Annotated in this window: 24 protein-coding genes; 22 read left to right on the forward strand and 2 right to left on the reverse strand. The window is 43.0% G+C overall.

The window, feature by feature from the left end; translation table 11 throughout:
• Positions 1-51: 51 nt before the first annotated feature.
• From QR722_RS18325 to QR722_RS18380, 12 genes are all read left to right on the forward strand, one after another.
• The gene (locus QR722_RS18325; protein WP_286284430.1) at positions 52-381 is read left to right on the forward strand and encodes a hypothetical protein; all 330 of its coding nucleotides are present in this window, start codon (positions 52-54) and stop codon (positions 379-381) included.
• Between the two features lie 82 nt (positions 382-463).
• Complete coding sequence (locus QR722_RS18330) at positions 464-1,135, forward strand: response regulator (RefSeq protein WP_286284431.1); 672 nt, start codon at positions 464-466, stop codon at positions 1,133-1,135.
• The gene (locus tag QR722_RS18335) at positions 1,135-2,433 is read left to right on the forward strand and encodes a sensor histidine kinase (protein WP_286284432.1); all 1,299 of its coding nucleotides are present in this window, start codon (positions 1,135-1,137) and stop codon (positions 2,431-2,433) included. The genes QR722_RS18330 and QR722_RS18335 overlap by 1 nt, the downstream gene beginning before the upstream one ends.
• A gap of 89 nt (positions 2,434-2,522) precedes the next feature.
• Positions 2,523-2,804, forward strand: coding sequence for a cupredoxin domain-containing protein (locus QR722_RS18340; RefSeq protein WP_286287731.1), 282 nt, complete (start codon positions 2,523-2,525; stop codon positions 2,802-2,804).
• Positions 2,794-3,555, forward strand: a complete 762-nt coding sequence (locus QR722_RS18345; RefSeq protein ID WP_286284433.1) for a hypothetical protein — start codon at positions 2,794-2,796, stop codon at positions 3,553-3,555. The genes QR722_RS18340 and QR722_RS18345 overlap by 11 nt, the downstream gene beginning before the upstream one ends.
• Before the next feature lie 41 nt (positions 3,556-3,596).
• Positions 3,597-4,253, forward strand: coding sequence for a hypothetical protein (locus QR722_RS18350; RefSeq protein ID WP_502872445.1), 657 nt, complete (start codon positions 3,597-3,599; stop codon positions 4,251-4,253).
• A 102-nt stretch (positions 4,254-4,355) separates the two neighbouring features.
• A complete protein-coding gene (locus QR722_RS18355) occupies positions 4,356-4,814 on the forward strand; it encodes a TlpA family protein disulfide reductase (protein WP_286284434.1) in 459 nt (152 codons plus the stop codon).
• A 12-nt stretch (positions 4,815-4,826) separates the two neighbouring features.
• A complete protein-coding gene (locus QR722_RS18360; protein ID WP_286284435.1) occupies positions 4,827-5,051 on the forward strand; it encodes a DUF4266 domain-containing protein in 225 nt (74 codons plus the stop codon).
• Positions 5,042-6,334 carry a DUF3570 domain-containing protein gene (locus QR722_RS18365; RefSeq protein ID WP_286284436.1) on the forward strand — a complete coding sequence of 431 codons (1,293 nt, stop codon included), beginning with the start codon at positions 5,042-5,044 and terminating at the stop codon, positions 6,332-6,334. The genes QR722_RS18360 and QR722_RS18365 overlap by 10 nt, the downstream gene beginning before the upstream one ends.
• Before the next feature lie 24 nt (positions 6,335-6,358).
• Positions 6,359-7,258, forward strand: a complete 900-nt coding sequence (locus QR722_RS18370; RefSeq protein ID WP_286284437.1) for an FAD:protein FMN transferase — start codon at positions 6,359-6,361, stop codon at positions 7,256-7,258.
• A gap of 110 nt (positions 7,259-7,368) precedes the next feature.
• Complete coding sequence (locus QR722_RS18375; RefSeq protein WP_286284438.1) at positions 7,369-8,286, forward strand: DUF6492 family protein; 918 nt, start codon at positions 7,369-7,371, stop codon at positions 8,284-8,286.
• Between the two features lie 96 nt (positions 8,287-8,382).
• Complete coding sequence (locus tag QR722_RS18380) at positions 8,383-9,477, forward strand: methyl-accepting chemotaxis protein (RefSeq protein WP_286284439.1); 1,095 nt, start codon at positions 8,383-8,385, stop codon at positions 9,475-9,477.
• A gap of 550 nt (positions 9,478-10,027) precedes the next feature.
• Here the strand turns inward: QR722_RS18380 and QR722_RS18385 are convergent.
• Positions 10,028-10,237: a cold-shock protein gene (locus QR722_RS18385; RefSeq protein ID WP_286284440.1), complete on the reverse strand. Its 210-nt coding sequence runs from the start codon at positions 10,235-10,237 to the stop codon at positions 10,028-10,030.
• 585 nt (positions 10,238-10,822) lie between these two features.
• Between QR722_RS18385 and QR722_RS18390 the strand changes: the two genes are divergently transcribed.
• Positions 10,823-12,331 (forward strand): S10 family peptidase, encoded by a 1,509-nt coding sequence (locus QR722_RS18390; protein WP_286284441.1) that lies wholly within the window; start codon positions 10,823-10,825, stop codon positions 12,329-12,331.
• Between the two features lie 4 nt (positions 12,332-12,335).
• On the opposite strand, the gene QR722_RS18395 is transcribed toward QR722_RS18390, so the two are convergent.
• On the reverse strand, positions 12,336-13,040 hold the full coding sequence (locus QR722_RS18395) for a substrate-binding periplasmic protein (protein ID WP_286284442.1): 705 nt from the start codon (positions 13,038-13,040) through the stop codon (positions 12,336-12,338).
• Positions 13,041-13,171: 131 nt separating this feature from the next.
• On the opposite strand from QR722_RS18395, the gene prmA reads away from it, so the two are divergent.
• From prmA to QR722_RS18440, 9 genes are all read left to right on the forward strand, one after another.
• A complete protein-coding gene (gene prmA / locus QR722_RS18400) occupies positions 13,172-14,056 on the forward strand; it encodes a 50S ribosomal protein L11 methyltransferase (protein WP_286284443.1) in 885 nt (294 codons plus the stop codon).
• A 254-nt stretch (positions 14,057-14,310) separates the two neighbouring features.
• Positions 14,311-15,312, forward strand: a complete 1,002-nt coding sequence (gene dusB, locus QR722_RS18405; RefSeq protein ID WP_286284444.1) for a tRNA dihydrouridine synthase DusB — start codon at positions 14,311-14,313, stop codon at positions 15,310-15,312.
• 28 nt (positions 15,313-15,340) lie between these two features.
• The gene (fis, locus tag QR722_RS18410) at positions 15,341-15,634 is read left to right on the forward strand and encodes a DNA-binding transcriptional regulator Fis (protein WP_286284445.1); all 294 of its coding nucleotides are present in this window, start codon (positions 15,341-15,343) and stop codon (positions 15,632-15,634) included.
• Positions 15,635-15,743: 109 nt separating this feature from the next.
• Positions 15,744-17,342 carry a bifunctional phosphoribosylaminoimidazolecarboxamide formyltransferase/IMP cyclohydrolase gene (gene purH, locus QR722_RS18415; protein WP_286284446.1) on the forward strand — a complete coding sequence of 533 codons (1,599 nt, stop codon included), beginning with the start codon at positions 15,744-15,746 and terminating at the stop codon, positions 17,340-17,342.
• A 396-nt stretch (positions 17,343-17,738) separates the two neighbouring features.
• Positions 17,739-17,990, forward strand: a complete 252-nt coding sequence (locus tag QR722_RS18420) for a hypothetical protein (protein WP_286284447.1) — start codon at positions 17,739-17,741, stop codon at positions 17,988-17,990.
• A gap of 115 nt (positions 17,991-18,105) precedes the next feature.
• Complete coding sequence (gene purD, locus QR722_RS18425) at positions 18,106-19,398, forward strand: phosphoribosylamine--glycine ligase (protein ID WP_286284448.1); 1,293 nt, start codon at positions 18,106-18,108, stop codon at positions 19,396-19,398.
• 8 nt (positions 19,399-19,406) lie between these two features.
• On the forward strand, positions 19,407-19,646 hold the full coding sequence (locus QR722_RS18430; protein ID WP_286284449.1) for a VF530 family protein: 240 nt from the start codon (positions 19,407-19,409) through the stop codon (positions 19,644-19,646).
• A 240-nt stretch (positions 19,647-19,886) separates the two neighbouring features.
• Positions 19,887-20,315, forward strand: a complete 429-nt coding sequence (locus tag QR722_RS18435; RefSeq protein ID WP_286284450.1) for an ion channel — start codon at positions 19,887-19,889, stop codon at positions 20,313-20,315.
• A 125-nt stretch (positions 20,316-20,440) separates the two neighbouring features.
• Positions 20,441-21,343 (forward strand): phosphoribulokinase, encoded by a 903-nt coding sequence (locus QR722_RS18440; protein WP_286284451.1) that lies wholly within the window; start codon positions 20,441-20,443, stop codon positions 21,341-21,343.
• Position 21,344 lies beyond the last annotated feature (1 nt).

Below are 21,344 nucleotides of genomic sequence, written 5' to 3' on the forward strand. Positions count from 1 at the left end.
CAAATACTACGAACAGATCTAATAATTAGCCATCAGAATTGGAATACCATAATGATATATGCCTTAAACCTGTATGACATTGTCGAGGGTGAAGAAGATACATATCGGCAATATGTCAAACTTGCCACCCAACAACTTATTGATCTTGATGCTAGGCCGGTATGCTCTGGTACCAATCCAGTCCGCAGTATTAAGGGGAATTCACGGCAACATATGTTGGTGATGGAATTTGCCAACCAACGGGAATTTGACCGCTTTATGTCACGCTTAAAAGATCAAAAATTACATATGCTGCGCGATACGTCCACTGAAAACCATATATGGACCTTATACGAAAACTGGAACTTAAAACATTGGGTCAATAAAACCCGTGCTAATTAAGGAAGCCTTAAGGTAAACAAGGTTATATTAGATGCAATTTAATAATATAATCTGTTTATCGTCACCAGGGGTTAGCAACATCATGAAAATACTATTAGTTGAAGACGATTTAGCCCTATCCGAAGCGCTGAGTAAGTCTTTGCGCCAGCAAAACTATGCGGTAAATTGCGTCCACAATGGTAAAGATGCTTTGCTAGCACTGGCTGACAATGAAAGTAACTTATTGGTGCTCGATTTGGGGCTACCCGATATGGATGGATTGAAGTTACTGGACACCATTCGCCGTAACAAAAATACCATACCCACTTTAATCTTAACCGCCAGAGACACTTTACTAGACAAGATAGAAGGGTTGGATAAAGGCGCCGACGATTATTTAGCTAAACCTTTTGATATGGACGAACTATTAGCTCGATTACGAGTAATGGAACGTCGTTTAGGCACCTCACAACAATCCGTCATTGAATGCGGCCCAGTGCGATTAGATGCGACAAATCATCTGTTATTAATCGATGGAGAGTCTGTAGAAACCTCCAGACGAGAATTTACCCTGTTAAAATCACTGATGGAAAACGTGGGTCGAATCCAATCTAAACATCAACTTGAGAGCAAGCTGTATGAATGGGGTGATGAAGTTGCGAGTAACACTATAGAAGTCCATATCCATAACTTACGCAAAAAACTACCGGCGGATTTCATCAAAACAGTACGGGGCGTTGGCTATAGCGTAAATCAACGGGCCTATACCGCTTAATGAGCTCTATTCGTCAATATCTTACCTTGCTGCTGATTTCAGCCATCGCGCTTATCAGCTTTATTGCCGCGTTGCAGGGTTATCGTTCAGGCATGGAAATGTCCTCACGTTTATTCGATGCCGAACTCAGAACCATTGCAAAAAGTATGTCTTCCTTGCCCAATACCGAACAACAGACAATTTTGGCGAGTAACGAGGATTTGGCTATTCAGCACTGGAATAATGACACTCTTCTGGTGCGCACCAGCAATGCCCCGCAGCAACCAATCAGTGGTTTTTCCCAAGGTTATTCTGATCAGAATTTCAATGCTCAACGTTGGCGGGTGTATGCTTCTTTCGATGATGTAACCAGTAAATGGGTATTCGTTGCTCAGCCGTTGAAAACTCGCTTTGAATTAACTGAAGAGATGATGTTTGCAGCGATGACTCCCCTGTTAGTGAGCATTCCATTTTTAGCCTTGGCCATATTTGCCTTGGTAACCTATGGCCTTGCTCCTCTTCGAGAGCTAACCAAACAGTTGTCGCGACGCCCAGACAATGATTTCAGCACTATCATATTGTCTCGTACTCCGAAGGAATTGGCACCAGCGGTTTTCACCCTAAATACGCTTTTACACCGTTTGAATGCTGCATTTGCCAGAGAAAAACAATTTGCCAGTCATGCCGCCCATGAATTACGCACACCTTTGAGTGTACTAAAGATCAATCTGCATAATTTGCAGCAGGCTTGCTTAGATCATCATGATGACATTACTCAACTACAAGCAGATACAGATAGAATGATCCACGTGGTTAATCAGATACTGTTGCTCAGTCGGACCAATCCAGAACTAACCAAAACAGATTTTGAGATCTGCAATCCTTATAACGTCGCGCAAAAAGTGATTTCTGATATTTATCCTAATATTGACAGAAAAAACCAAGTGATTGAACTGAATGGGGGAGCTGATAACTTCCAAAGCAGTGAGTTTGCACTTTATACTTTATTGCAAAACCTAATCGCGAATGCCAATAAATATGCACCTGAGAATGGTGCAATTCACTGCAAAATCCAGCTCATCGATGGAGCTTTAATGATAGACGTGGAAGATTCAGGGCCTGGTATGCCAGAAGATGAACGGGCCCTTGCCACAGAGCGTTTTTTTCGCGGTAAAATTCACAACAAAAGTAAGATAGAAGGTAGCGGGCTAGGCTTATCCATAGTGGAACAAGTTGTTAGAATGCATACAGGACGTTTGAGCTTGGGCACTTCTGAACTTGGCGGCTTGCATGTATCCGTGGTGTTGAATCCGCTATGACTCGACTAATCACTAACCTCCCAGCGCTAGTCGCCGTGCAAGCGACTTTATTCCTGGTTATAGGATTACTGCCTTTTACCAGTTACGCGATGAAAGAAGTTGAAGTCTACATTAAAGACCATCTTTTTTATCCCGCAGAAATACAAATTCCTGCACATCAAAAAGTTAAAGTAACTTTTATAAATCAGGATGCTACACCAGAAGAAATTGATAGTTTTGACCTAAACCGTGAAAAAGTAATATTTGGTAACAGTCGCGCGAGCATCTTTGTTGGACCATTGAAGGCCGGACGCTACCGCTTTTTCGGCGAGTATCACCCAAACAGCGCGGTCGGTTTCGTGCAGGTTGTGGAGAACTTAGATGCTGAGTAATGCTGTGGTGTTGTTTTTAAGAGATGCGTTGCCCATTTTCTGGTCATTGGCACTTTTAGTGGTGCTAATTGCTAAATGGCCTAAGTGGCTGGTACCAGGCTCCATTGTTGGCCTAATTTTAAGTTTCTTAGTGTTTCAAGAGATTGGCACTGTCTCCTCTTGGTTCGACGGAAATGGCTACGAATTTTTCCAAATCAGTTTGCATATATTGAGTTACCTTATATTTGCTGGCATTTATTGCTTCGTTAATACCACGCAAAACAAGACTAGCTTACTGTTAATGGCTGCAGCGGTATCCACCTGTATAATTGTATTGAACACTACAAATGCGATGGTATTTTTCTCTAGTTTCTGGAGACTAGATGGCAATAATTCCTCCTTGTTTATCGGCCTTGCATTGGGTGTAGGTATTTGTACCAGTATCGCTACCTTGTTAGTACTTTTACTCAAGCCACTCACCAGCTTCACTGTTAGCAAAGGACTTTTATTGTTATTTGTTAGCGGTCAGGTGGCCCATATAGCCAATTTGCTGCAACAAATTAATTGGATCACCTCAGAACAACTTTGGAATAGTAGCCAGATAATATCGGATGAAAATGAAGTGGGAGAGTTTTTAGCAACCTTATTCGGCTATGAATCATCTCCAACCAGTGCTTATTTATCTATCTATCTGATTGCTTTGATTGCGCCCTTAATTGTTAGCCTTTTGCTAAATCGAACAACACACACTAATTTGGAACCTAGGTTATGAGGCTTAAATTCTTTTTTTGCACTATTTTATGGATGCTGCCGATGCTGCAATCATTTGCAAATGAAGGCGCGGTAGATAAGGTCTACCATCCTTATGTGTTGCCCAATGAACGGGAAGTGGAATGGCGCTTTGCTTCCCGTCAAAATGATGAAGGCAATTTACTCACCCAACGAATCGCATTTGGTCATGCTATTTCTGAAGGTGTAACCGTGGAAGCCTACTTTATCGGCGCAAGAGATAGCAACGACGATTTTGGCCTGCAAGGCTATGAACTAGAAGCCCGCTGGATGATCACCGAACAAGGTCAATATTGGGCGGATTGGGGAGCATTGTTTGAAATTGACAAACAACACAACGCCGATATTTGGGAAGCAACTTCGGGCTTGTTACTGGAAAAAGAGTTTGGTCAGTCTAGTTTAACCACTAACTTTCTGCTCACTTATGTATATGGCAATGATGTGCGCAACGAATTTGAAAGCCAATTCCGCCTGAAGTATCGCTACCGCTGGCAACCTTGGCTGCAACCCGCCGTTGAAGTTTACACCGGTGAAGATTTCATTGGCGTTGGTCCTGCATTCATGGGGATACATAGGTATCAGGGACAAAAGCAGCTAAAATGGGAGTTAGGTTTTATTGTTGGCCTGAATGGCCATAGCAAAGATCATACGTTGCGCTTTGCCTTAGAATACGAATTCTAGCCCAGTATCTATTCTGCTGTTTATTCATTCAATTCCGCTCTTTTAAGGTTCACTTAAGTTTCGCGATTTATGCTTTACAAAATAGTCTGAATTGCGAGTGGTATGAAGTCTTTAATTTTATGTGTTTTCTGTCTGTTCTTCAGTGGCTTGAGCACTGCTTTGCCGGCCCCTGAATTCTCTGTGGGCGATAAACAATTGAGTGATTTAAAAGGACAGGTTATTTATCTGGATTTTTGGGCCTCATGGTGTAAACCCTGCAGGAAGTCTTTTCCTTGGATGAATCGGATGACCGAAAAATACGGCACTGAAGGTCTTAAGGTCATTGCGGTCAACTTAGACAGTGATGCGACTTTAGCAAATCAATTTCTAGCCAAAATCCCCGCGCAGTTCCAAATCGTCTATAACCCAGACGGAAGTATTGCAAAGCAATATCAACTTCCCGGCATGCCATCTAGTTACATCATTGATAAGAGTGGCGAAATACGCGTTGCTCACAAAGGTTTCCATTTGGATAAAACCCAACAATATGAAAGTGAACTCGTTTCGCTGTTAAAAGAATAGGAGAACTAACAGATGAATTGCAAAATGAAAAATATATTGGTCACCCTTACGGTAGTGCAATTAGCCGGATGCGCTTCATTGGGTGTTGAACCTTGGGAGCGAGATTTGCTGGCACAAGAATCTATGGCGTTGGATTCAGAAGGCGTTGACATAGGTTTAGATGACCACATCTATTTTAGTAAAGAAGCCACCAGTGGCGGGCGTTCATTTGCCGGTGGAGGTTGCGGATGCAATTAACACCTAAAACAAATGTAACCGCCTTGCTGGCAGCTGCATCTTGCGCCCTGTTAGGCACAACAGTGCAAGCAGATGAAAATGCGGAGAAATGGCAGTTTGACACCGCAATCTTATATTATGGAGAGTCAGATCGAGTTCAATTGGTCGAAGGGGTATTCAATGCTAAAAAAGACTTTGGCGACGAAAATATCTTCAATGGAAAAATGGTAATCGATACGCTAACCGGCGCATCAGCTTCCGGTGCAGTCGCCCAACCCGGAGTGCAAACTTTTACTCGCCCATCGGGCAATGCAAGCTACACCGTCAGCGCTGGAGAAACCCCACTAGACGATACATTCCGTGATACCCGAGTTCAACTAAGTGGTCAATGGACTCAACCTTTGGCAGAAAATATGCGCGCTAGCACCGGCTTGCAAGTTTCAAAAGAATACGACTACCTGTCTATTGTGGGCAACGGCTCATTGGCCTATGACTTCAACAAAAAGAATACGACACTTTCAGCAGGAATATCTTACGCATTAGATACTATCGATCCTGTGGGCGGCGCGCCGGTTGATTTTACAAGCATGATCATTGACCGTGGGCAATACGCCACTGATGAAGCATATCGACAAGATTTTGATGCCACTCGCACTAGTGGCAGTCAGGATAAGGATACGATTGATTTGTTGTTAGGTGTAACTCAAATCATCAATAAGCGTATGTTAATGCAGTTGAATTACAGCTTCTCAACTTCGGATGGTTATCACAATGACCCGTATAAAGTGCTCAGCGTAGTAAATCAACAAGGGCTAACCCAGGACATATTGCATGAATCGCGGCCTACTGAGCGATCCAAGCACAGTGTTTATTTGCAATCAAAGTATGCGTTGGATTCTGGAGTGGTAGATGTGTCTTACCGTTTTGCCACTGATGACTGGGATATCAACTCCCATACCCTTGACACCAGATTTCGCTATAATTTATCCGAAACCAGCTATATTCAGCCTCACTTTCGATATTACCAGCAGACAGAAGCAGATTTCTATAGTCCATTTTTAATAGAAGGTGCGCCACTTCCCGAGTTTGCAAGTGCTGACTATCGTTTAGGTGAAATGTCTGCCATCACCCTAGGGTTGAAATATGGTATGCAATTACAAAATGGCCATGAATTGGCTTTTCGGATTGAGTATTATCAACAGGATTCAGACAATGCTGGATTTGACGCACCGGGTGCCTTGGCTAATCTTGAACTCTATCCATCTGTTAAAGCAGTCATAGCGCAGGTAAGCTATAGCTTTTAATCCCATAGCGCATATTAAACATAAATGAGTTTATCTCCTCAAGTCAGTATAGAGCCAAAAGGCGATCACATCAGTGGTCGCTTTCGTTCAATGGCTAGTCTTTGCGAGATATTAGTCGATAGCCAAGATATTCACCTGGCGACTGAGTTATGTCAAACCGCTTTTGTTGAAGCCAAACGGATTGAAAATAAATTTAGTCGCTATCAACAACACAATTTAATGGCAGGTATCAATAACAGCAAGGGTCGGTCCATTAAAATTGATGATGAAACCTATAAATTACTGACCTTTGCCGATACTTGTTATCAACTGAGCGATGGCATGTTCGACATCACCTCAGGTGTATTGCGTAAAGCATGGAGATTTGATCAATCAGATAAGCTGCCCAGCAAGCAGCAAATCACAGAATTGTTACCCTTTATTGGCTGGCCGCAGGTTAAGTTCGACGCAGAAAAGATCACCTTGCCCATCGGATTTGAGTTAGATTTTGGTGGAATTGGCAAAGAGTATGCGGTTAATAGTGTTGCCCAACAGTGCCAACAGATTGCTAAAGATGTCTCGGTTCTGGTCAACTTTGGGGGCGACATTCAGGTGACTCGTCCCAGAGCTAAGCATGCATATTGGCAAGTAGGAATAGAAGACCCCAGCCAATCCAGCAAAGATACGGTTGTAGTCAACATCGCTGCGGGAGGATTGGCTACCAGCGGCGATGCAAACCGCTTTTTATTAAAAGACGGTATACGCTACGGACATATTCTTAATCCCAAAACCGGGTATCCCATCATGCAAGGGCCTAGATCAGTCACGGTAGCAGCACCACAATGTATTCAAAGCGGCTTACTGGCAACTTTAGCTCTGTTACATGGCCACAATGCCGAGGCGTTCCTTGAACAGCAAGATGTGACTTATTGGTGCTTCTGGTAAGCTGATATGACAAATATAGGCGCGCAATCGACTCAAGTTGATGGCAAAAGTGCAGTACTCTCGGTACACTTTTATCCCAATACAAACTACCAATATGACAAAGGACAATAATGACAATTGGCGCAGTGTTACCGCTGAGTGTGCGGGGCAGTTACGATGTAGACGACTTAGGTAGAACAGAAATTCTGTTCAAAACCTTAAGCGCCTTTTCTGAACCTGGCATGTTCTCTAAATTTTTAGTCGTCACTCCTGATGATGAAGTAGAGATTGTGCGGCAACGGATGCAACCTTGGGCTCATTTAAATCCAGTGGTCATGTCTGAAGATGAACTGGTCCCAGAGCTTAAGAAGTACCCCAAAATGCGTGGCTGGCGTAAACAACAAATTGTCAAAATTGCCGCATATAAAGAATTTTCAGATGCCTTTTATCTCACCTTTGATGCAGATGTTATTTGCTTGAAACCAATTACATTGGACAAATTAATCATAGATGGCAAAGCATTATTACAGTACGAGCCCCGTAGTTTCCATCCTAAATGGTGGAAGTCATCTGCCCGCCTGCTAAAAATGTCACCTAATGTGGGTGATACGGAAAAAGGTATGCATGTTACGCCAGCCATACTATCAACTGATTTGATGCAGCAATTGACAGAAGAAATAGCCAGCTTGTGGAAAGGGAATTGGGTCGACACCATCTGCTCTCTTCACAATCCAAGACATCCTAAAAATTGGCGTATATCTCGCTTTCTTCAACTAAAATGGACTGAATACTCTTTGTATTATTTATCCTCAATGAAGCACAAAAATCTCAGCCAATATCATGTTACTGCTGGCTCTCAAGCCCATCCTCAACTACTGTTAGTACATGACTCACATCCCTTTGAAAATTGGGATACCGCTAGAAGCTTTTCTTCCCAATGCCCAGGACTTTTTTGTGTAGTGGGCAGTAAATCTCGTTTTGAACCCAGTGAAGTATGGCAAAAGATCGAAAAATATATTCCCAATCAGGTTAAAGTTCACAAGGGTTAACTAATATGCGAAGCATAATTGGACAAAGCCTTCAAGGCTGGTAATCTATATCACAAATTGTTCCCAATAGAACCCTGAACCTCAAGGACAAAAAACATGTTCGTAATGGCCACTAAGTATAAATTATGTGAAGAACAAAAACAGACGCTAGAAAAGCGCGTTGAGCAGTTATTAGAGCAAGTCGATGGCTTAACAGCAGAAAATCACCAGTTGCGATCTGATGCCCAAAAAGACAGTGATAGAGGCGGTGACACATATGAAACTTTGCTGGCACAATGCGCCATTGATTCACTGTCACAGGTTGAAGGGATCAGACAAACTGTTTTAGAGTCGTTTCAAAAAGTTGAACAGGAATCCGAATCTATTCAGAAAATGAATGAATTATTCGATATTTCATCGGTTTCCTTGAATGAAATAGTTCAGGCCATGAATGGAATGGGTGTAAAGATGGGCGGGATGACAAGCAGCATTGCTGGTTTGTCCGATACTGCCGATAGCATCAATAAGTTTGTGACTACTATTACCAGCATCTCAGACCAAACCAACTTACTAGCCCTAAATGCTGCCATTGAGGCTGCACGGGCTGGGGATGCCGGTAGAGGATTTAGCGTGGTAGCCGATGAAGTTCGTTCGTTAGCCAATGAAACCAACAAGTCTGCCAGCGAAGTCGCAGAATTAGTTAGTAATATCATCAAATCGACCAAAGAAGCGGTTGGCTCAGTTGATGAAATAAAAGATAACAATCAACAACTTTCCCTAAACGTCAATCAGTTAAACGAATACTACCTGTCCATAGTTGATTTCAGCACGATCATGAAATCAGCAATTACAGATTCATCACATCGTTCCTTTATCCAAACCGTTAAACTCGATCACATCGTCTGGAAAAGTGATGTATACGGTTTGCTATTTGGATCAAATAACAAATCTGCCGATGATTTTTCCGATCACACTATGTGTCGACTAGGTGAATGGTATCAGACCGAAGGTCGATCAAAATTCAGCAACAATCAAGCATTTAGAGATCTCGATAGGCCTCATTCAGAAGTCCATCGAAATGGTGTTGCTGCTATTAAAGAGGTTCAGGCTGGAAATCTTAGTAAAGGCATAGAACATCTAAAAGCAATGGAGAACGCTAGCCGTTCTGTTATGCAACTGTTAGATAACCTATTAGAACTCAAGCCAGCATAAATATGGGCTATACATCCGTTTGTGCTGCTTAAGTAACCATACTTATATACGACTTAAGGATTTCGAAACGGACCGCCGTTTTCATAGTCCCCTTAGACTGCCGGTTTAACCACTGGCAGGCTTATCAAAAACCTGGCTAAACAACCTCAATACTAGCAGCAAACAATTCTTGCCGTTTCAAACCGCAATGTTGAATCACCTGAAACTGATCAACACACTTAAAATGGCTGTCATGGGCAAGTACCACATTTGGGGCAAAGCTCATCTTGGGCCTTAGTGCTAGAATTCTAAATAGCCAAGGCATCCATTGATATTAATCGCGAAGGTGTGTGTATAAATCAAGCTGAGTGTAAATAACTCAGGACTGGGATGGCACAATGATTATGCAGTGCAGACTATACGGAAATAATATTCAGCGTTGGACGGTGACTTTAGTGTGTTGGTTAGCTAAATAAGGGATTTTCAAAGCATAAAAAAAAGGCAACCCATGGATTGCCTTTTTTAAGAATTTGTCTTAAATACTAACTGATAAATCAGTTAAAATATTTAATTAAAGAACTTGGATGTTCTCAGCTTGAGGACCTTTTTGGCCTTGGCCAATAGTGAACTCAACTTTTTGACCTTCTTTAAGAGTTTTGAATCCGTCACCAACGATTGAACGGAAATGAGCGAAAACGTCTGGACCAGACTGTTGCTCAATAAAACCAAAACCTTTATCTTCGTTGAACCACTTAACTGTTCCTACAACTTTATCAGACATGTGTATATTCCTGTAATTAATTTAACATTGCCAAAAATTTGGCGGGTTTAGCATAAAATAGACCGGGACTTAGAAACTACAGGACGAAGAACAACGATATAACAACGAAATGGAGATCTGTAACTAGGCTTTCTTTAGCTGGGGCGAAGAATACACCACTTTCAGCTAGAGTCAAACTAATTTTTACAAATAATTAAATAATATCTGACAATATTATTGGATCCTTTACCCCCAAAATACACCTAACGACATGAAATTATTGACATTATCAACTCCAACAAGAAATATTCAGCGTTTCCACCTTGCCAATTCAAAGGTGTTTATTTTTACCATCCTGTATTTTACAGCCGTAAAAAAACCGTTTTACCACTACGTCGGCACAGTAAATCCTTGCGTCAACCAGGGGCGAATGATGTTTTGCCCCGAATTTTGCACGACATATCGCTCCTTAGTTGTCGCTTCCTTAGAGTGATGTTATACATTCAGATGCCATTCACCTCATCATAGGTCGTTACAAGCGGGCGTGCTGTTGGTGTATTAATTTGATGAAACGTGCCTACGCATGTCTATATAAAGGTTAAGACAATGAGATATCCTGCTCTGCTACTAAGTTTACTGCTGTTGATTAGCGCCGCCGCCACTAGCGCTCCAGATGAAGCAAATAAAGTGGAACTTGAGATCCCCGAGCCGCTCATAAGTGTGACGGACCACAAAGGCAAATTTAATGGCAGCAGCGTAAGTTATCAGGTTAGCGCTGGAGACATTTATTTAAAGGATGCTAAAGGCAAGCCTAAAGCCAGTATTTTCCATGTTGCTTACACTCGAACTAACGCTAAAGATAGCACCAGTCGACCTTTGCTTTTCGTTTTCAACGGCGGACCAGGATCGTCTTCTGTCTGGTTACATATGGGTGTTTTCGGTCCCAAACGTGTAGTCCTACCAAGTGATGCAGAGCGTGTAGGCGCGGCTCCCTTTAATTTAGCCGACAATCCACTGAGTATATTAGATAGTGCCGACCTAGTCTTTATCGATCCCGTTGGTACAGGTTATTCAAAGCCTTTGGGCAGCAACGAAGGCAAGACGTTTTGGGGAGTGAAAGAAGATGCCCAAGCTATGTCTGAGTTTATCCGCATTTATATCACCCAGAATAATCGCTGGAATTCTCCTAAGTATTTAGTTGGTGAAAGCTATGGCACTACCCGCGCAGGGGCTATGGTCAGAGAACTACAAGAAGGTTGGGGATCAATTGATCTGAACGGCATTATGCTTATTTCTTCCATTGTTGACTTCCAAACCGGCGACTTTACTCCAGGCAACGATTTACCTTATGTGACCTTTCTACCTACCTATGCCGCTACGGCCTGGTATCATGGAAAAGTACCAGATAAGTCCAAATGGCAAACCTTAGATGCTTTTATCAAGGATAGTCGTGATTTTGCCCTGAACGAATATGCCAGCGTCTTACTTAAAGGCGCGTTAGCCACCACACAGCAAGTGAATGACGTAGTGGAAAAGCTGCATTCATTCACCGGTTTGAAAAAAAGTTACATTCGCCAAACCGATCTGCGTATCAAAGAATTCTTTTTTATGAAAGAGCTACTCCGAGATGAAGGCAAAGTAATTGGTCGATTGGATAGTCGTTATCTGGGTGAAGATGCAGATGCGGTCTCCGATAGTATGGAAGCAGACCCCTCATCCTATGCAATAGATGGCGCTTATACCGCAGCCACCCAATATTACTTCGCCAATGAAATCAATGTTAAACGGGATGAACCCTATAATATCCTCAGTGGAGAAGTGTTTAGTAATTGGAATTGGCTATATGGTGGCTCGGCCCGCAGTCAGGGATTTTTAAATGTCACACCCTTCATTGCAACGGGCATGCGCCAAAACAAAGATTTTAGGGTGTTCGTGGCCAACGGTTACTATGATTTAGCTACACCATTTTTCGCAACTGAGCATTCAATGAATCACAATGGCATTGATTTAAACCGCGTCACCATGAAATATTACGAAGCAGGGCACATGATGTATATTCATCAACCCTCATTAGAAGCTTTAGTCAAAGACATCCGCGAGTTTTTAACCCAGTAAAGCTTTAGAACGAATATTTTTCCTGCAGCTTACGGTATTCCGGAGATTGGGTGTAAGCTGCCAGGACCAAATTGAACTGATCACGTAAAACGGCCTTACCGAAACCCACTCGATAGCGATTGATTTCAAAAAGCGGATGGATTGAGACTTTCCGAAATTGCTTAGAAAGGGACTTTTGACGGCTAAAGTAGCTAAAAATATTGACATCTAACACAATCACCTGAACCTTTTGACCGAACAACATTTTCACCTGACGAAGCTGATCCGGTACTTCTGAATAAAACGGGTTATTGCTTGCCATCATAAAAAATTTATCTCCTAGCAAGCTTTGCGCATTTTGAAATGCCAACACTGAATAGGGCCTTAAATCATCCACATCATGAATCGTTAATTCTTCTTCGAGTAAACTTACTGCGACGTTTTGATAGGCAACATAAGGGTCAGTCAAGAACACGTTTTCCATCGCTATTTTGTCACTCATGGTAATAGCCGCGTCGACATTTCCGCGCCTGAGCAACTCAAAAGAACGGCCGTAGGGTACAAAAACAAATTTCACTTCGTAACCCATTTGTTTTAGCACCGCGCTGACAAGCTCTAGTTCAAACCCGCTTTGGGTTTGCTGAATAACATAAGGGGGCTTATTCCATCCTACTGCAACCAAAACCGGCTCTGGTTTGGCCAAGACCATTGGGCTAGCAAATAAAAACAAGCTTACCCCAAGGAACTTCCGCCCAATGCTGATTCGACTTATGACCCTAAATACAAGGATAAAATACTTTTTGGCAAGCCGAATTAGGAATTTTTTGATACTATTGCCCCTCTATAAATCAGGAATATCTTATGCCGTGGATCCAGTTAAAAATTAATACCCAAGCAGAAGTTGCCGAGCAAATAGGTGACATGCTATCTGCAAATGGTGCCCAAGCAGTCACATTCGTCGATGCTAAAGATACTCCGATGTATGAACCTAAACCCGGTGAAGTCATGTTATGGCCAGATACACAGGTGGTGGGTCTATATGATGCTGAATTTGACATGAAACGGGTCATTTCTCAACTAGAAAAATCTAAGATCTTGGGCAAAAACTTTACTCACAAGATGGATCCCTTGGAAGATAAAGACTGGGAAAGAGAGTGGATGGAGAATTTTCATCCTATTCAATTCGGTAAGCGCCTGTGGATTTGCCCTAGCTGGAGAGATGTCCCTGACCCAAATGCAGTCAATGTTATGTTAGATCCTGGCCTTGCCTTTGGTACTGGCACCCATCCCACTACCTCACTCTGTTTACAATGGCTAGATGGCCTGCAACTTGAGCATAAAACGGTAGTGGATTTTGGTTGTGGTTCAGGTATTTTAGGTATCGCAGCATTAAAGTTGGGTGCCGAATCTGTGATTGGAATTGATATCGACCCTCAAGCTCTACTTGCCAGCATGGACAATGCTGGTCGCAATAATATTGCTGACCGACTGACTGTTTTTTTACCCAAAGATCAACCGCAAACCCAAGCGGACGTGGTTTTAGCCAATATCCTAGCTGGCCCTTTAAGAGAATTGCGCCCAGTTATTACAGATTATTGTAAGCCCGGTGGCTTGATAGTGCTGTCAGGCATTCTTGCTAATCAAGCCGAAGAGATTAATCTACTGTATGCCCAAGACTTTGTCATGCAACCTATTGCGATTGAGGGTGAGTGGGCAAGAGTGTCCGGACAGAAAAAAACAATTTAGTCGATTTTCGTAGCACAGTGTTACTAAAGATAACACAATGTTATTTATATGATTATTTGTTGTTACAATTTTCTTAAAATTCGGACAGTTAGCACTCAGACCATGTGAATCCACGGCTGTCAAGGCCTGCGAAGCAAATAAAAGACAAATTTGTTTAAATAATAGCCTTTTCAAAGCGTTCAAAAAACCGTAATATAGCGGCCGTTTTGGCTAGCTGAACATTTTTTGTTCTATTTTAAGGTCTTATTAAGCTCATGCAGATTGGTCAATATGTACTAGACAATAATCTCATGTTGGCACCTATGGCAGGTGTCACAGATAGACCTTTTAGGCAAATGTGTAAGCGCTTAGGCGCTGGGCTTGTGGTGTCAGAAATGTTGTCGTCTAATCCGAAAGTTTGGAATACGGAAAAATCACGTCAACGCATGGATCATTCGGGCGAATTTGGAATTCGTTCGGTGCAAATTGCGGGGGCTGACCCTCATCTTATGGCGCAAGCTGCACAGTTAAACGTTAGTAACGGTGCCCAGATTGTTGATATCAACATGGGATGCCCTGCTAAAAAGGTCAACAAGAAAATGGCCGGCTCAGCACTTTTACAATATCCAAAACTGGTGGAAGAGATTATTCAATCAGTGGTAAAGGCTGTGGATGTCCCAGTAACACTTAAAATTCGTACAGGATGGAACCAAGACAATCGAAACGGTGTCGAAATCGCTAAGATTGCTCAGGACAATGGTATTCAGTCCTTAGCCGTGCATGGCCGCACAAAAGCTTGTATGTATAAAGGTGAAGCCGAATTCGATACGATTGCGCTCATTAAGCAATCCATATCTATCCCGGTGGTAGCTAATGGTGACATTACCTGTGCTGTTAAAGCAAAGCAGGTATTGGAGTACACAAAAGCAGATGGTCTGATGATTGGACGCGGTGCCCAAGGTAACCCTTGGATATTCCGTGAAATATTACATTATCTGCAAACCGGCGAAGAGCTACCCGCGCCAAAAATAGCTGAGGTTCGAGATATGTTACTCGAACATCTCAGTAATGTTCACCAGTTCTATGGTGAATTCATGGGAGCCAGAATTGCCCGCAAACATGTGGGCTGGTATTTAGCGGATCACGACAAGGAGCGTGTGTTTCGAGCCAGATTCAATGCCATTGAGGATGCCCAACAGCAAGTCGATGTGTTGAATACCTATTTTGAGCAACTGGCAGAGGGTAATTCGAATCTTTCGATTCCACCTGCTGCATAATTTTTATTAACTAAAGAGCACGATGTTTATGTTCGATCAAAATGTGACTTCTCCTTTCACCACTACGGTGACTACGCCTTCTCAAACTCAGGCTCAAAAGCCTCTGAGAGACTCCGTTAAACAAGCTGTTAATAAATATCTTAAGCAGTTGGACAACACTGATGTTGAAAATGTCTATGAATTAGTACTGGCAGAGGTTGAAGCACCTTTGTTGGAAGAAATCATGACTTTCACACGTGGCAACCAAACTCGTGCAGCTATCATGATGGGAATCAACCGTGGTACACTTCGCAAGAAGTTAAAGCAATACGGCATGAATTAATTGTTTGGGAATTCCCAGGCATTGAAAGAGCACCTTAGGGTGCTCTTTTCGTTTAGAAGACACCTGACTATTTGGTCAACAAATTAGATATTTTACTGCGAGTATAAGCATGACATCTGCAAATCCTATCCGTCGCGCACTGCTAAGTGTTTCTGATAAATCCGGTATCGTTGAATTCGCGACCCAACTTTCCCAACTAGGTGTGGAGCTACTCTCAACTGGTGGTACAGCAAAATTACTGGCTGATGCTGGCCTGACGGTAACTGAAGTATCTGACTACACGGGACACCCTGAGATCATGGATGGTCGGGTTAAAACACTTCACCCCAAAGTTCATGGGGGAATTTTAGCACGCAGAGGTATTGACGAAGCTGTAATGGCGCAAAATTACATCCAGCCGATCGACCTAGTAGTGGTTAATCTTTACCCTTTTGCTGCCACTGTTGCCAATGAAAACTGTGATCTGGAAGATGCGATTGAGAACATAGATATCGGCGGTCCGACTATGGTTCGTGCAGCGGCGAAAAATCACAAAGACGTGACTATTGTAGTTAACGCCAAAGACTACACCCGAGTGCTTGACGAGATGTCTACCAACCAAGGTTCTGTCAGTTACAAGACCCGCTTCGATTTAGCCATTGCGGCATTTGAACACACAGCTGAATATGACGGTATGATTGCCAATTACTTTGGCGCCCGTATTGATTCTTCAGAATGTGAATCAGATTGTGGTCATCAGCACAGTGAGTTTCCTCGCACATTTAATATGCAGTTCAGTAAAAAGCAAGACTTGCGTTATGGTGAAAACAGTCATCAAGAAGCGGCATTTTATGTTGAAAATGACATTCAAGAAGCATCTGTGGCTACCGCTAAGCAACTACAGGGCAAAGCGCTATCTTTCAATAATATTGCCGATACGGATTCCGCTTTAGAATGCGTCAAAGAGTTTGACCAGCCTGCTTGCGTCATCGTCAAGCATGCCAACCCTTGCGGGGTTGCTTTGGGTGACAATTTGTTTGACGCCTATGACAGGGCATATAAAACCGACCCCACATCGGCCTTCGGCGGAATCATCGCGTTTAACCGTGAACTAGATGCCAAGACAGCTCAAGCTATTGTTGACCGCCAGTTTGTTGAGGTGATCATAGCCCCATCCGTTAGCCAAGCAGCTGTAGACATTGTAGCTGCGAAACAAAACGTTCGCCTATTAGAATGTGGTGATTGGCACGGTCAGCTTACCGACGGCTTTGATTTCAAACGGGTTAATGGTGGCTTGTTAGTTCAAGAACGCGATTTCGGTATGGTGGATGAAGAAGACTTGACCGTTGTTAGTAAGCGCAAACCAACTCCATCGGAGATTAAAGATTTACTCTTTACCTGGAAAGTTGCCAAATATGTTAAATCAAATGCAATCGTATATTGCAAAGATAGTATGACGATTGGGGTGGGTGCTGGACAAATGAGTCGCGTTTATTCAGCCAAGATTGCTGGCATTAAAGCCGCTGATGAAAACCTTGAAGTCAAGGGCTCGGTGATGGCCTCTGATGCCTTCTTTCCGTTCAGAGATGGCATTGATGCCGCGGCTGCGGCGGGCATTACTGCGGTTATCCAACCCGGTGGTTCGATGCGTGATAACGAAGTTATAGCGGCTGCTGATGAGCACAATATTGCCATGGTGTTTACTGGCATGCGCCATTTCAGACACTAAGCTTTACTGCTCTAACATATCGTTCAACTCGCCCGGCACTATTTTTAGCCGGGCTTTTTTTGAGCTAACAGCAAGAGCGCTCACTGTAATACATGATGCCGTGGGTGCGCCCCTTTAGCCTCTACCTGCATCTCCCTGTGCCATCCCCCTTACATTGCAGTAACGTCACTTCTCTATCTACAAATCACTTATCCTTAAACTCTTTACCACCGTTAAATTGCAAAAACCTTTAGTTGATAGTACTTTTGACCAATCAATGGTTGGGATAACCAACTTAACCTTACACTGATTGTTTAACTTACTGTTTTTTAAGCATTTATATTTGGTATTCTTTTTGCTTCAATCATATTAAATTAACAAGTTAGCTTGTACTCAACTAATAACTGGAGAAATTCTATGGGAGATGCATTACCCATTTTGATCGTTTTTGTTTTGCCGATAGTCATTATTGGTATGGTATTTAGTCATAAACAAAAAATGGCTGAAGCCAAAATTAAATTACAATCTGGTTCCACAGAAGTCGACGACCTTGCCAAAGAGTTGCAGGCGGTGAAAGAGCGTTTAAACACCTTGGAAGCGATAGTCACAGATGACAAATATCAGCTTAACCAAGAGTTGTCGAAATTGAAAAGCGACCATCAATCTTAACTTGCTGACAAACAGACCTAAAAGCGTGTCAATTAAACACGCTTTTTGACTAATTATTCTGTACAATCTATCTCCACATTATAGCGTTCCCAACTAGTCAGAAAATTCCCGACTTATGAAAATACTTATCATCGGCGGCGGTGGCCGCGAACATGCCCTAGCGTATAAATCAGCCCAATCTAATCAAGTAACACAAGTCTTTGTTGCACCGGGAAATGCCGGCACGCAAACAGAAGACAAAGTTTTCAATATCGAAATTCAGGCTGAAGATGTTACTGGCCTACTAAAATTTGCCAAAGATAATGCTATTGACCTCACCATTGTTGGCCCTGAAGCCCCATTGGTATTGGGCGTGGTTGATGCATTTCAAGCCGCAGGCTTACGCATATTTGGCCCATCTCAGGCTGCCGCACAATTAGAAGGCTCTAAAGCATTTACTAAAGATTTTCTGGCACGACACAAGATCCCATCAGGGGAGTATCAGAATTTCACTGAAATCGAACCTGCATTGGCTTATGTTAAACAACAAGGCGCGCCTATAGTGGTAAAAGCCGACGGTTTAGCGGCTGGGAAAGGTGTGATTGTAGCAATGAGCGAAGCAGAAGCTGAATCCGCCATTCGCGATATGCTAGCTGGCAATGCTTTTGGTGATGCCGGTAGTCGCGTGGTCATCGAAGAGTTTTTGGATGGTGAAGAAGCCAGCTTTATCGTGATGGTTGATGGTAAAAATGTTTTGCCTTTTGCCACCAGCCAAGACCACAAACGAGTTGGGGATGGAGATACAGGTCCAAACACCGGTGGCATGGGCGCATATTCACCCGCACCTGTAGTCACAGCGCAAATTCATCAGCGCATCATGAACGAAGTCATTTATCCAACGGTGAACGGCATGGCTGCCGAGGGCAATCCATACACAGGGTTCCTTTATGCTGGCTTGATGATTATGGCCGACGGTACGCCTAAGGTAATCGAATATAATTGTCGATTCGGCGATCCGGAAACCCAACCCATTATGTTGCGCTTGCAATCTGATTTAGTCGATTTGTGTTTACTGGCCACTGAGGCAAAATTAGACCAAGCAGAAATTGAATTTAGTTCTCAAGCGGCTGTGGGTGTTGTTTTAGCCGCAGGCGGTTACCCTGCTGGATATGCGAAAGGTGACCCGATTCATGGGTTGGTCGAAGCGGCTCAATTACCAGGCAAGGTATTTCATGCTGGTACAATAATGAAAAATGGCCAGGTAACTACCAATGGCGGACGCGTATTGTGTGCTACAGCGCTAGGAGAGTCGGTCACCCAAGCGCAGCAGAACGCTTACAAACTGGCTGAAAAAATCAGCTGGAATGACGGGTTTTATCGCCATGACATTGCTTATCGCGCAGTTGATCGTGAACAAAAAAACAAGTAGAAATCGGTATGACTGAACAATCTGATAGTAGCAATGGTGCCCATAGTGATCCCCTACATGGGATCACATTAAAGGTGATGCTCGAAAAGCTCCACGACCATTATGGATTCGAGGGCTTGGGTTGGCGGATAAAAATAAAGTGTTTTACCCATGACCCCAGTATTCAGTCCAGTCTGAAATTCTTACGTCGCACACCTTGGGCACGGGAGAAAGTAGAGGCCTTGTACCTGTCAACCTTTTGCAAATAACTGGGCAGTCATGTCTAGACTGCACAGGCTAATTTATATCCACAAAGCATTCCCATCAAAGGCCAGTATCTCCTAGACGGTTGGCGGCTAATATTAGGTTGCCATAACCTGTCCAAATTGCTCTTTTGCAAAGGGTTGCATTGCTAATACAATGACTTATAGTGAAGACTTTAAGTCATTTCAAATGACTAAGTGTTTATCTAAATTTCAGCACCTCTTAGATGGAGAATCCATGCCCCTATGTTAGTCCAACTTTTACTCGGTGCAGCCATTATTACCCTAACCATCATCGTGCAGGTCGTTATTTTAGGTGTGCTGGCATATTTTTTTGCGCGGGTTAAACATGCTGTATCCGATGTGACTCGCAGTATCAGAAATATTACGATTATGGTGGTTTCGGTACTCTGGCTGGTGTTAGGTATTACCATTAACACTTGGATTTGGGCCTTAACATTCATCTATATAGGTGAATTTGCTGATATTGAAACAGCAGTCTATTTTGCCATCTCTTCTTTTACAACCTTGGGCTATGGCGATATTTTGATGAGCGAAAAATGGCGCATACTAGGTTCGTTGAGCGCAGTTAACGGCCTTATTGTATTCGGTTTAAATACCGCATTTTTAGTAGAGTTGATGATTTCCACTTGGGGCAAAAGTCGGCTTAAATAACCCATTTTCAGCAACTAAATAACCATTCCACAACCGGCTTTTAATGCAAACTTAGTAGCAAATCGCTTGACCATTGTGTTGGGCTTGCTTATAACTAGTGCTCTTTTTGCCGCAAAGCGTTCACTATGTCAATTAAACATCCCATTATTGCGATCACCGGTTCTTCTGGTGCTGGCACAACAACCACTACAAATGCGATCCGACATATTTTTCGCAATTTAAATGTCAATGCTGCTTCTGTGGCGGGTGACAGTTTTCACCGTTTTACCCGTCCAGAGATGGAAGTAGAGATCCGCAAAGCCCAAGAACAGGGTCGGCACATTAGCTATTTTGGTCCCAAAGCTAATGATTTTGTGATGCTTGAAAAGTTGTTTGCACAATATGGTGAAATGGGAAAAGGCCAGCATCGCCAATACCTACATACCTTTGATGAAGCCGTCCCCTTTAATCAAATGCCCGGCACCTTTACACCATGGCAAGATTTACCTGAAAACACTGACTTATTATTTTATGAGGGATTACATGGTGGTGTAACCACACCTGAAGCCGATGTGGCCAAGCATGTTGATTTGTTGGTCGGCATGGTACCCATAGTTAACTTAGAGTGGATTCAAAAAATCATTCGCGACACCACAGACCGCGGTCACACCCGCGAAGCGGTGATGAGTAGTATTGTGCGTAGCTTGGATGATTACTTTCAGTACATCACGCCGCAATTCTCCAATACTCACGTTAATTTTCAGCGGGTGCCCACTGTTGATACATCGAATCCGTTTAGCGCCAGAGAAATTCCCACCCAAGATGAAAGTTTCGTGGTAGTTAGATTCCGACGTGAAATGCGAAATGTTGACTTTCCATACCTGTTGACGATGATTGACGGTGCCTTTATGTCTCGGATTAACACCCTTGTGGTACCTGGTGGAAAAATGGGATTAGCTATGGAATTGATTTTGTCGCCATTACTTGAAGATTTACTTGAACGTAAGCGTAAAGCGGGTTTTCAAATGGATTGGGTAACTGAAAAATAGC

Origin of the sequence: Aliiglaciecola sp. LCG003, assembly GCF_030316135.1 — a bacterium.
Classification (GTDB): domain Bacteria; phylum Pseudomonadota; class Gammaproteobacteria; order Enterobacterales; family Alteromonadaceae; genus Aliiglaciecola.

Bases quoted from the DNA above. Each gene is read 5' to 3' on its own strand.
- QR722_RS18355 (WP_286284434.1), top strand. From the start codon at position 4,356: ATGAAGTCTTTAATTTTATGTGTTTTCTGTCTGTTCTTCAGTGGCTTG.
- QR722_RS18370 (WP_286284437.1), top strand. From the start codon at position 6,359: ATGAGTTTATCTCCTCAAGTCAGTATAGAGCCAAAAGGCGATCACATC.
- QR722_RS18325 (WP_286284430.1), top strand. From the start codon at position 52: ATGATATATGCCTTAAACCTGTATGACATTGTCGAGGGTGAAGAAGAT.
- QR722_RS18340 (WP_286287731.1), top strand. From the start codon at position 2,523: ATGAAAGAAGTTGAAGTCTACATTAAAGACCATCTTTTTTATCCCGCA.
- QR722_RS18330 (WP_286284431.1), top strand. From the start codon at position 464: ATGAAAATACTATTAGTTGAAGACGATTTAGCCCTATCCGAAGCGCTG.
- QR722_RS18390 (WP_286284441.1), top strand. From the start codon at position 10,823: ATGAGATATCCTGCTCTGCTACTAAGTTTACTGCTGTTGATTAGCGCC.
- fis (WP_286284445.1), top strand. From the start codon at position 15,341: ATGTTCGATCAAAATGTGACTTCTCCTTTCACCACTACGGTGACTACG.
- QR722_RS18430 (WP_286284449.1), top strand. From the start codon at position 19,407: ATGACTGAACAATCTGATAGTAGCAATGGTGCCCATAGTGATCCCCTA.
- QR722_RS18365 (WP_286284436.1), top strand. From the start codon at position 5,042: ATGCAATTAACACCTAAAACAAATGTAACCGCCTTGCTGGCAGCTGCA.
- QR722_RS18345 (WP_286284433.1), top strand. From the start codon at position 2,794: ATGCTGAGTAATGCTGTGGTGTTGTTTTTAAGAGATGCGTTGCCCATT.
- QR722_RS18350 (WP_502872445.1), top strand. From the start codon at position 3,597: ATGCTGCAATCATTTGCAAATGAAGGCGCGGTAGATAAGGTCTACCAT.
- QR722_RS18375 (WP_286284438.1), top strand. From the start codon at position 7,369: ATGACAATTGGCGCAGTGTTACCGCTGAGTGTGCGGGGCAGTTACGAT.
- purD (WP_286284448.1), top strand. From the start codon at position 18,106: ATGAAAATACTTATCATCGGCGGCGGTGGCCGCGAACATGCCCTAGCG.
- QR722_RS18335 (WP_286284432.1), top strand. From the start codon at position 1,135: ATGAGCTCTATTCGTCAATATCTTACCTTGCTGCTGATTTCAGCCATC.
- prmA (WP_286284443.1), top strand. From the start codon at position 13,172: ATGCCGTGGATCCAGTTAAAAATTAATACCCAAGCAGAAGTTGCCGAG.
- QR722_RS18360 (WP_286284435.1), top strand. From the start codon at position 4,827: ATGAATTGCAAAATGAAAAATATATTGGTCACCCTTACGGTAGTGCAA.
- QR722_RS18440 (WP_286284451.1), top strand. From the start codon at position 20,441: ATGTCAATTAAACATCCCATTATTGCGATCACCGGTTCTTCTGGTGCT.
- purH (WP_286284446.1), top strand. From the start codon at position 15,744: ATGACATCTGCAAATCCTATCCGTCGCGCACTGCTAAGTGTTTCTGAT.
- QR722_RS18435 (WP_286284450.1), top strand. From the start codon at position 19,887: ATGTTAGTCCAACTTTTACTCGGTGCAGCCATTATTACCCTAACCATC.
- QR722_RS18420 (WP_286284447.1), top strand. From the start codon at position 17,739: ATGGGAGATGCATTACCCATTTTGATCGTTTTTGTTTTGCCGATAGTC.
- QR722_RS18385 (WP_286284440.1), bottom strand. From the start codon at position 10,237: ATGTCTGATAAAGTTGTAGGAACAGTTAAGTGGTTCAACGAAGATAAA.
- dusB (WP_286284444.1), top strand. From the start codon at position 14,311: ATGCAGATTGGTCAATATGTACTAGACAATAATCTCATGTTGGCACCT.
- QR722_RS18380 (WP_286284439.1), top strand. From the start codon at position 8,383: ATGTTCGTAATGGCCACTAAGTATAAATTATGTGAAGAACAAAAACAG.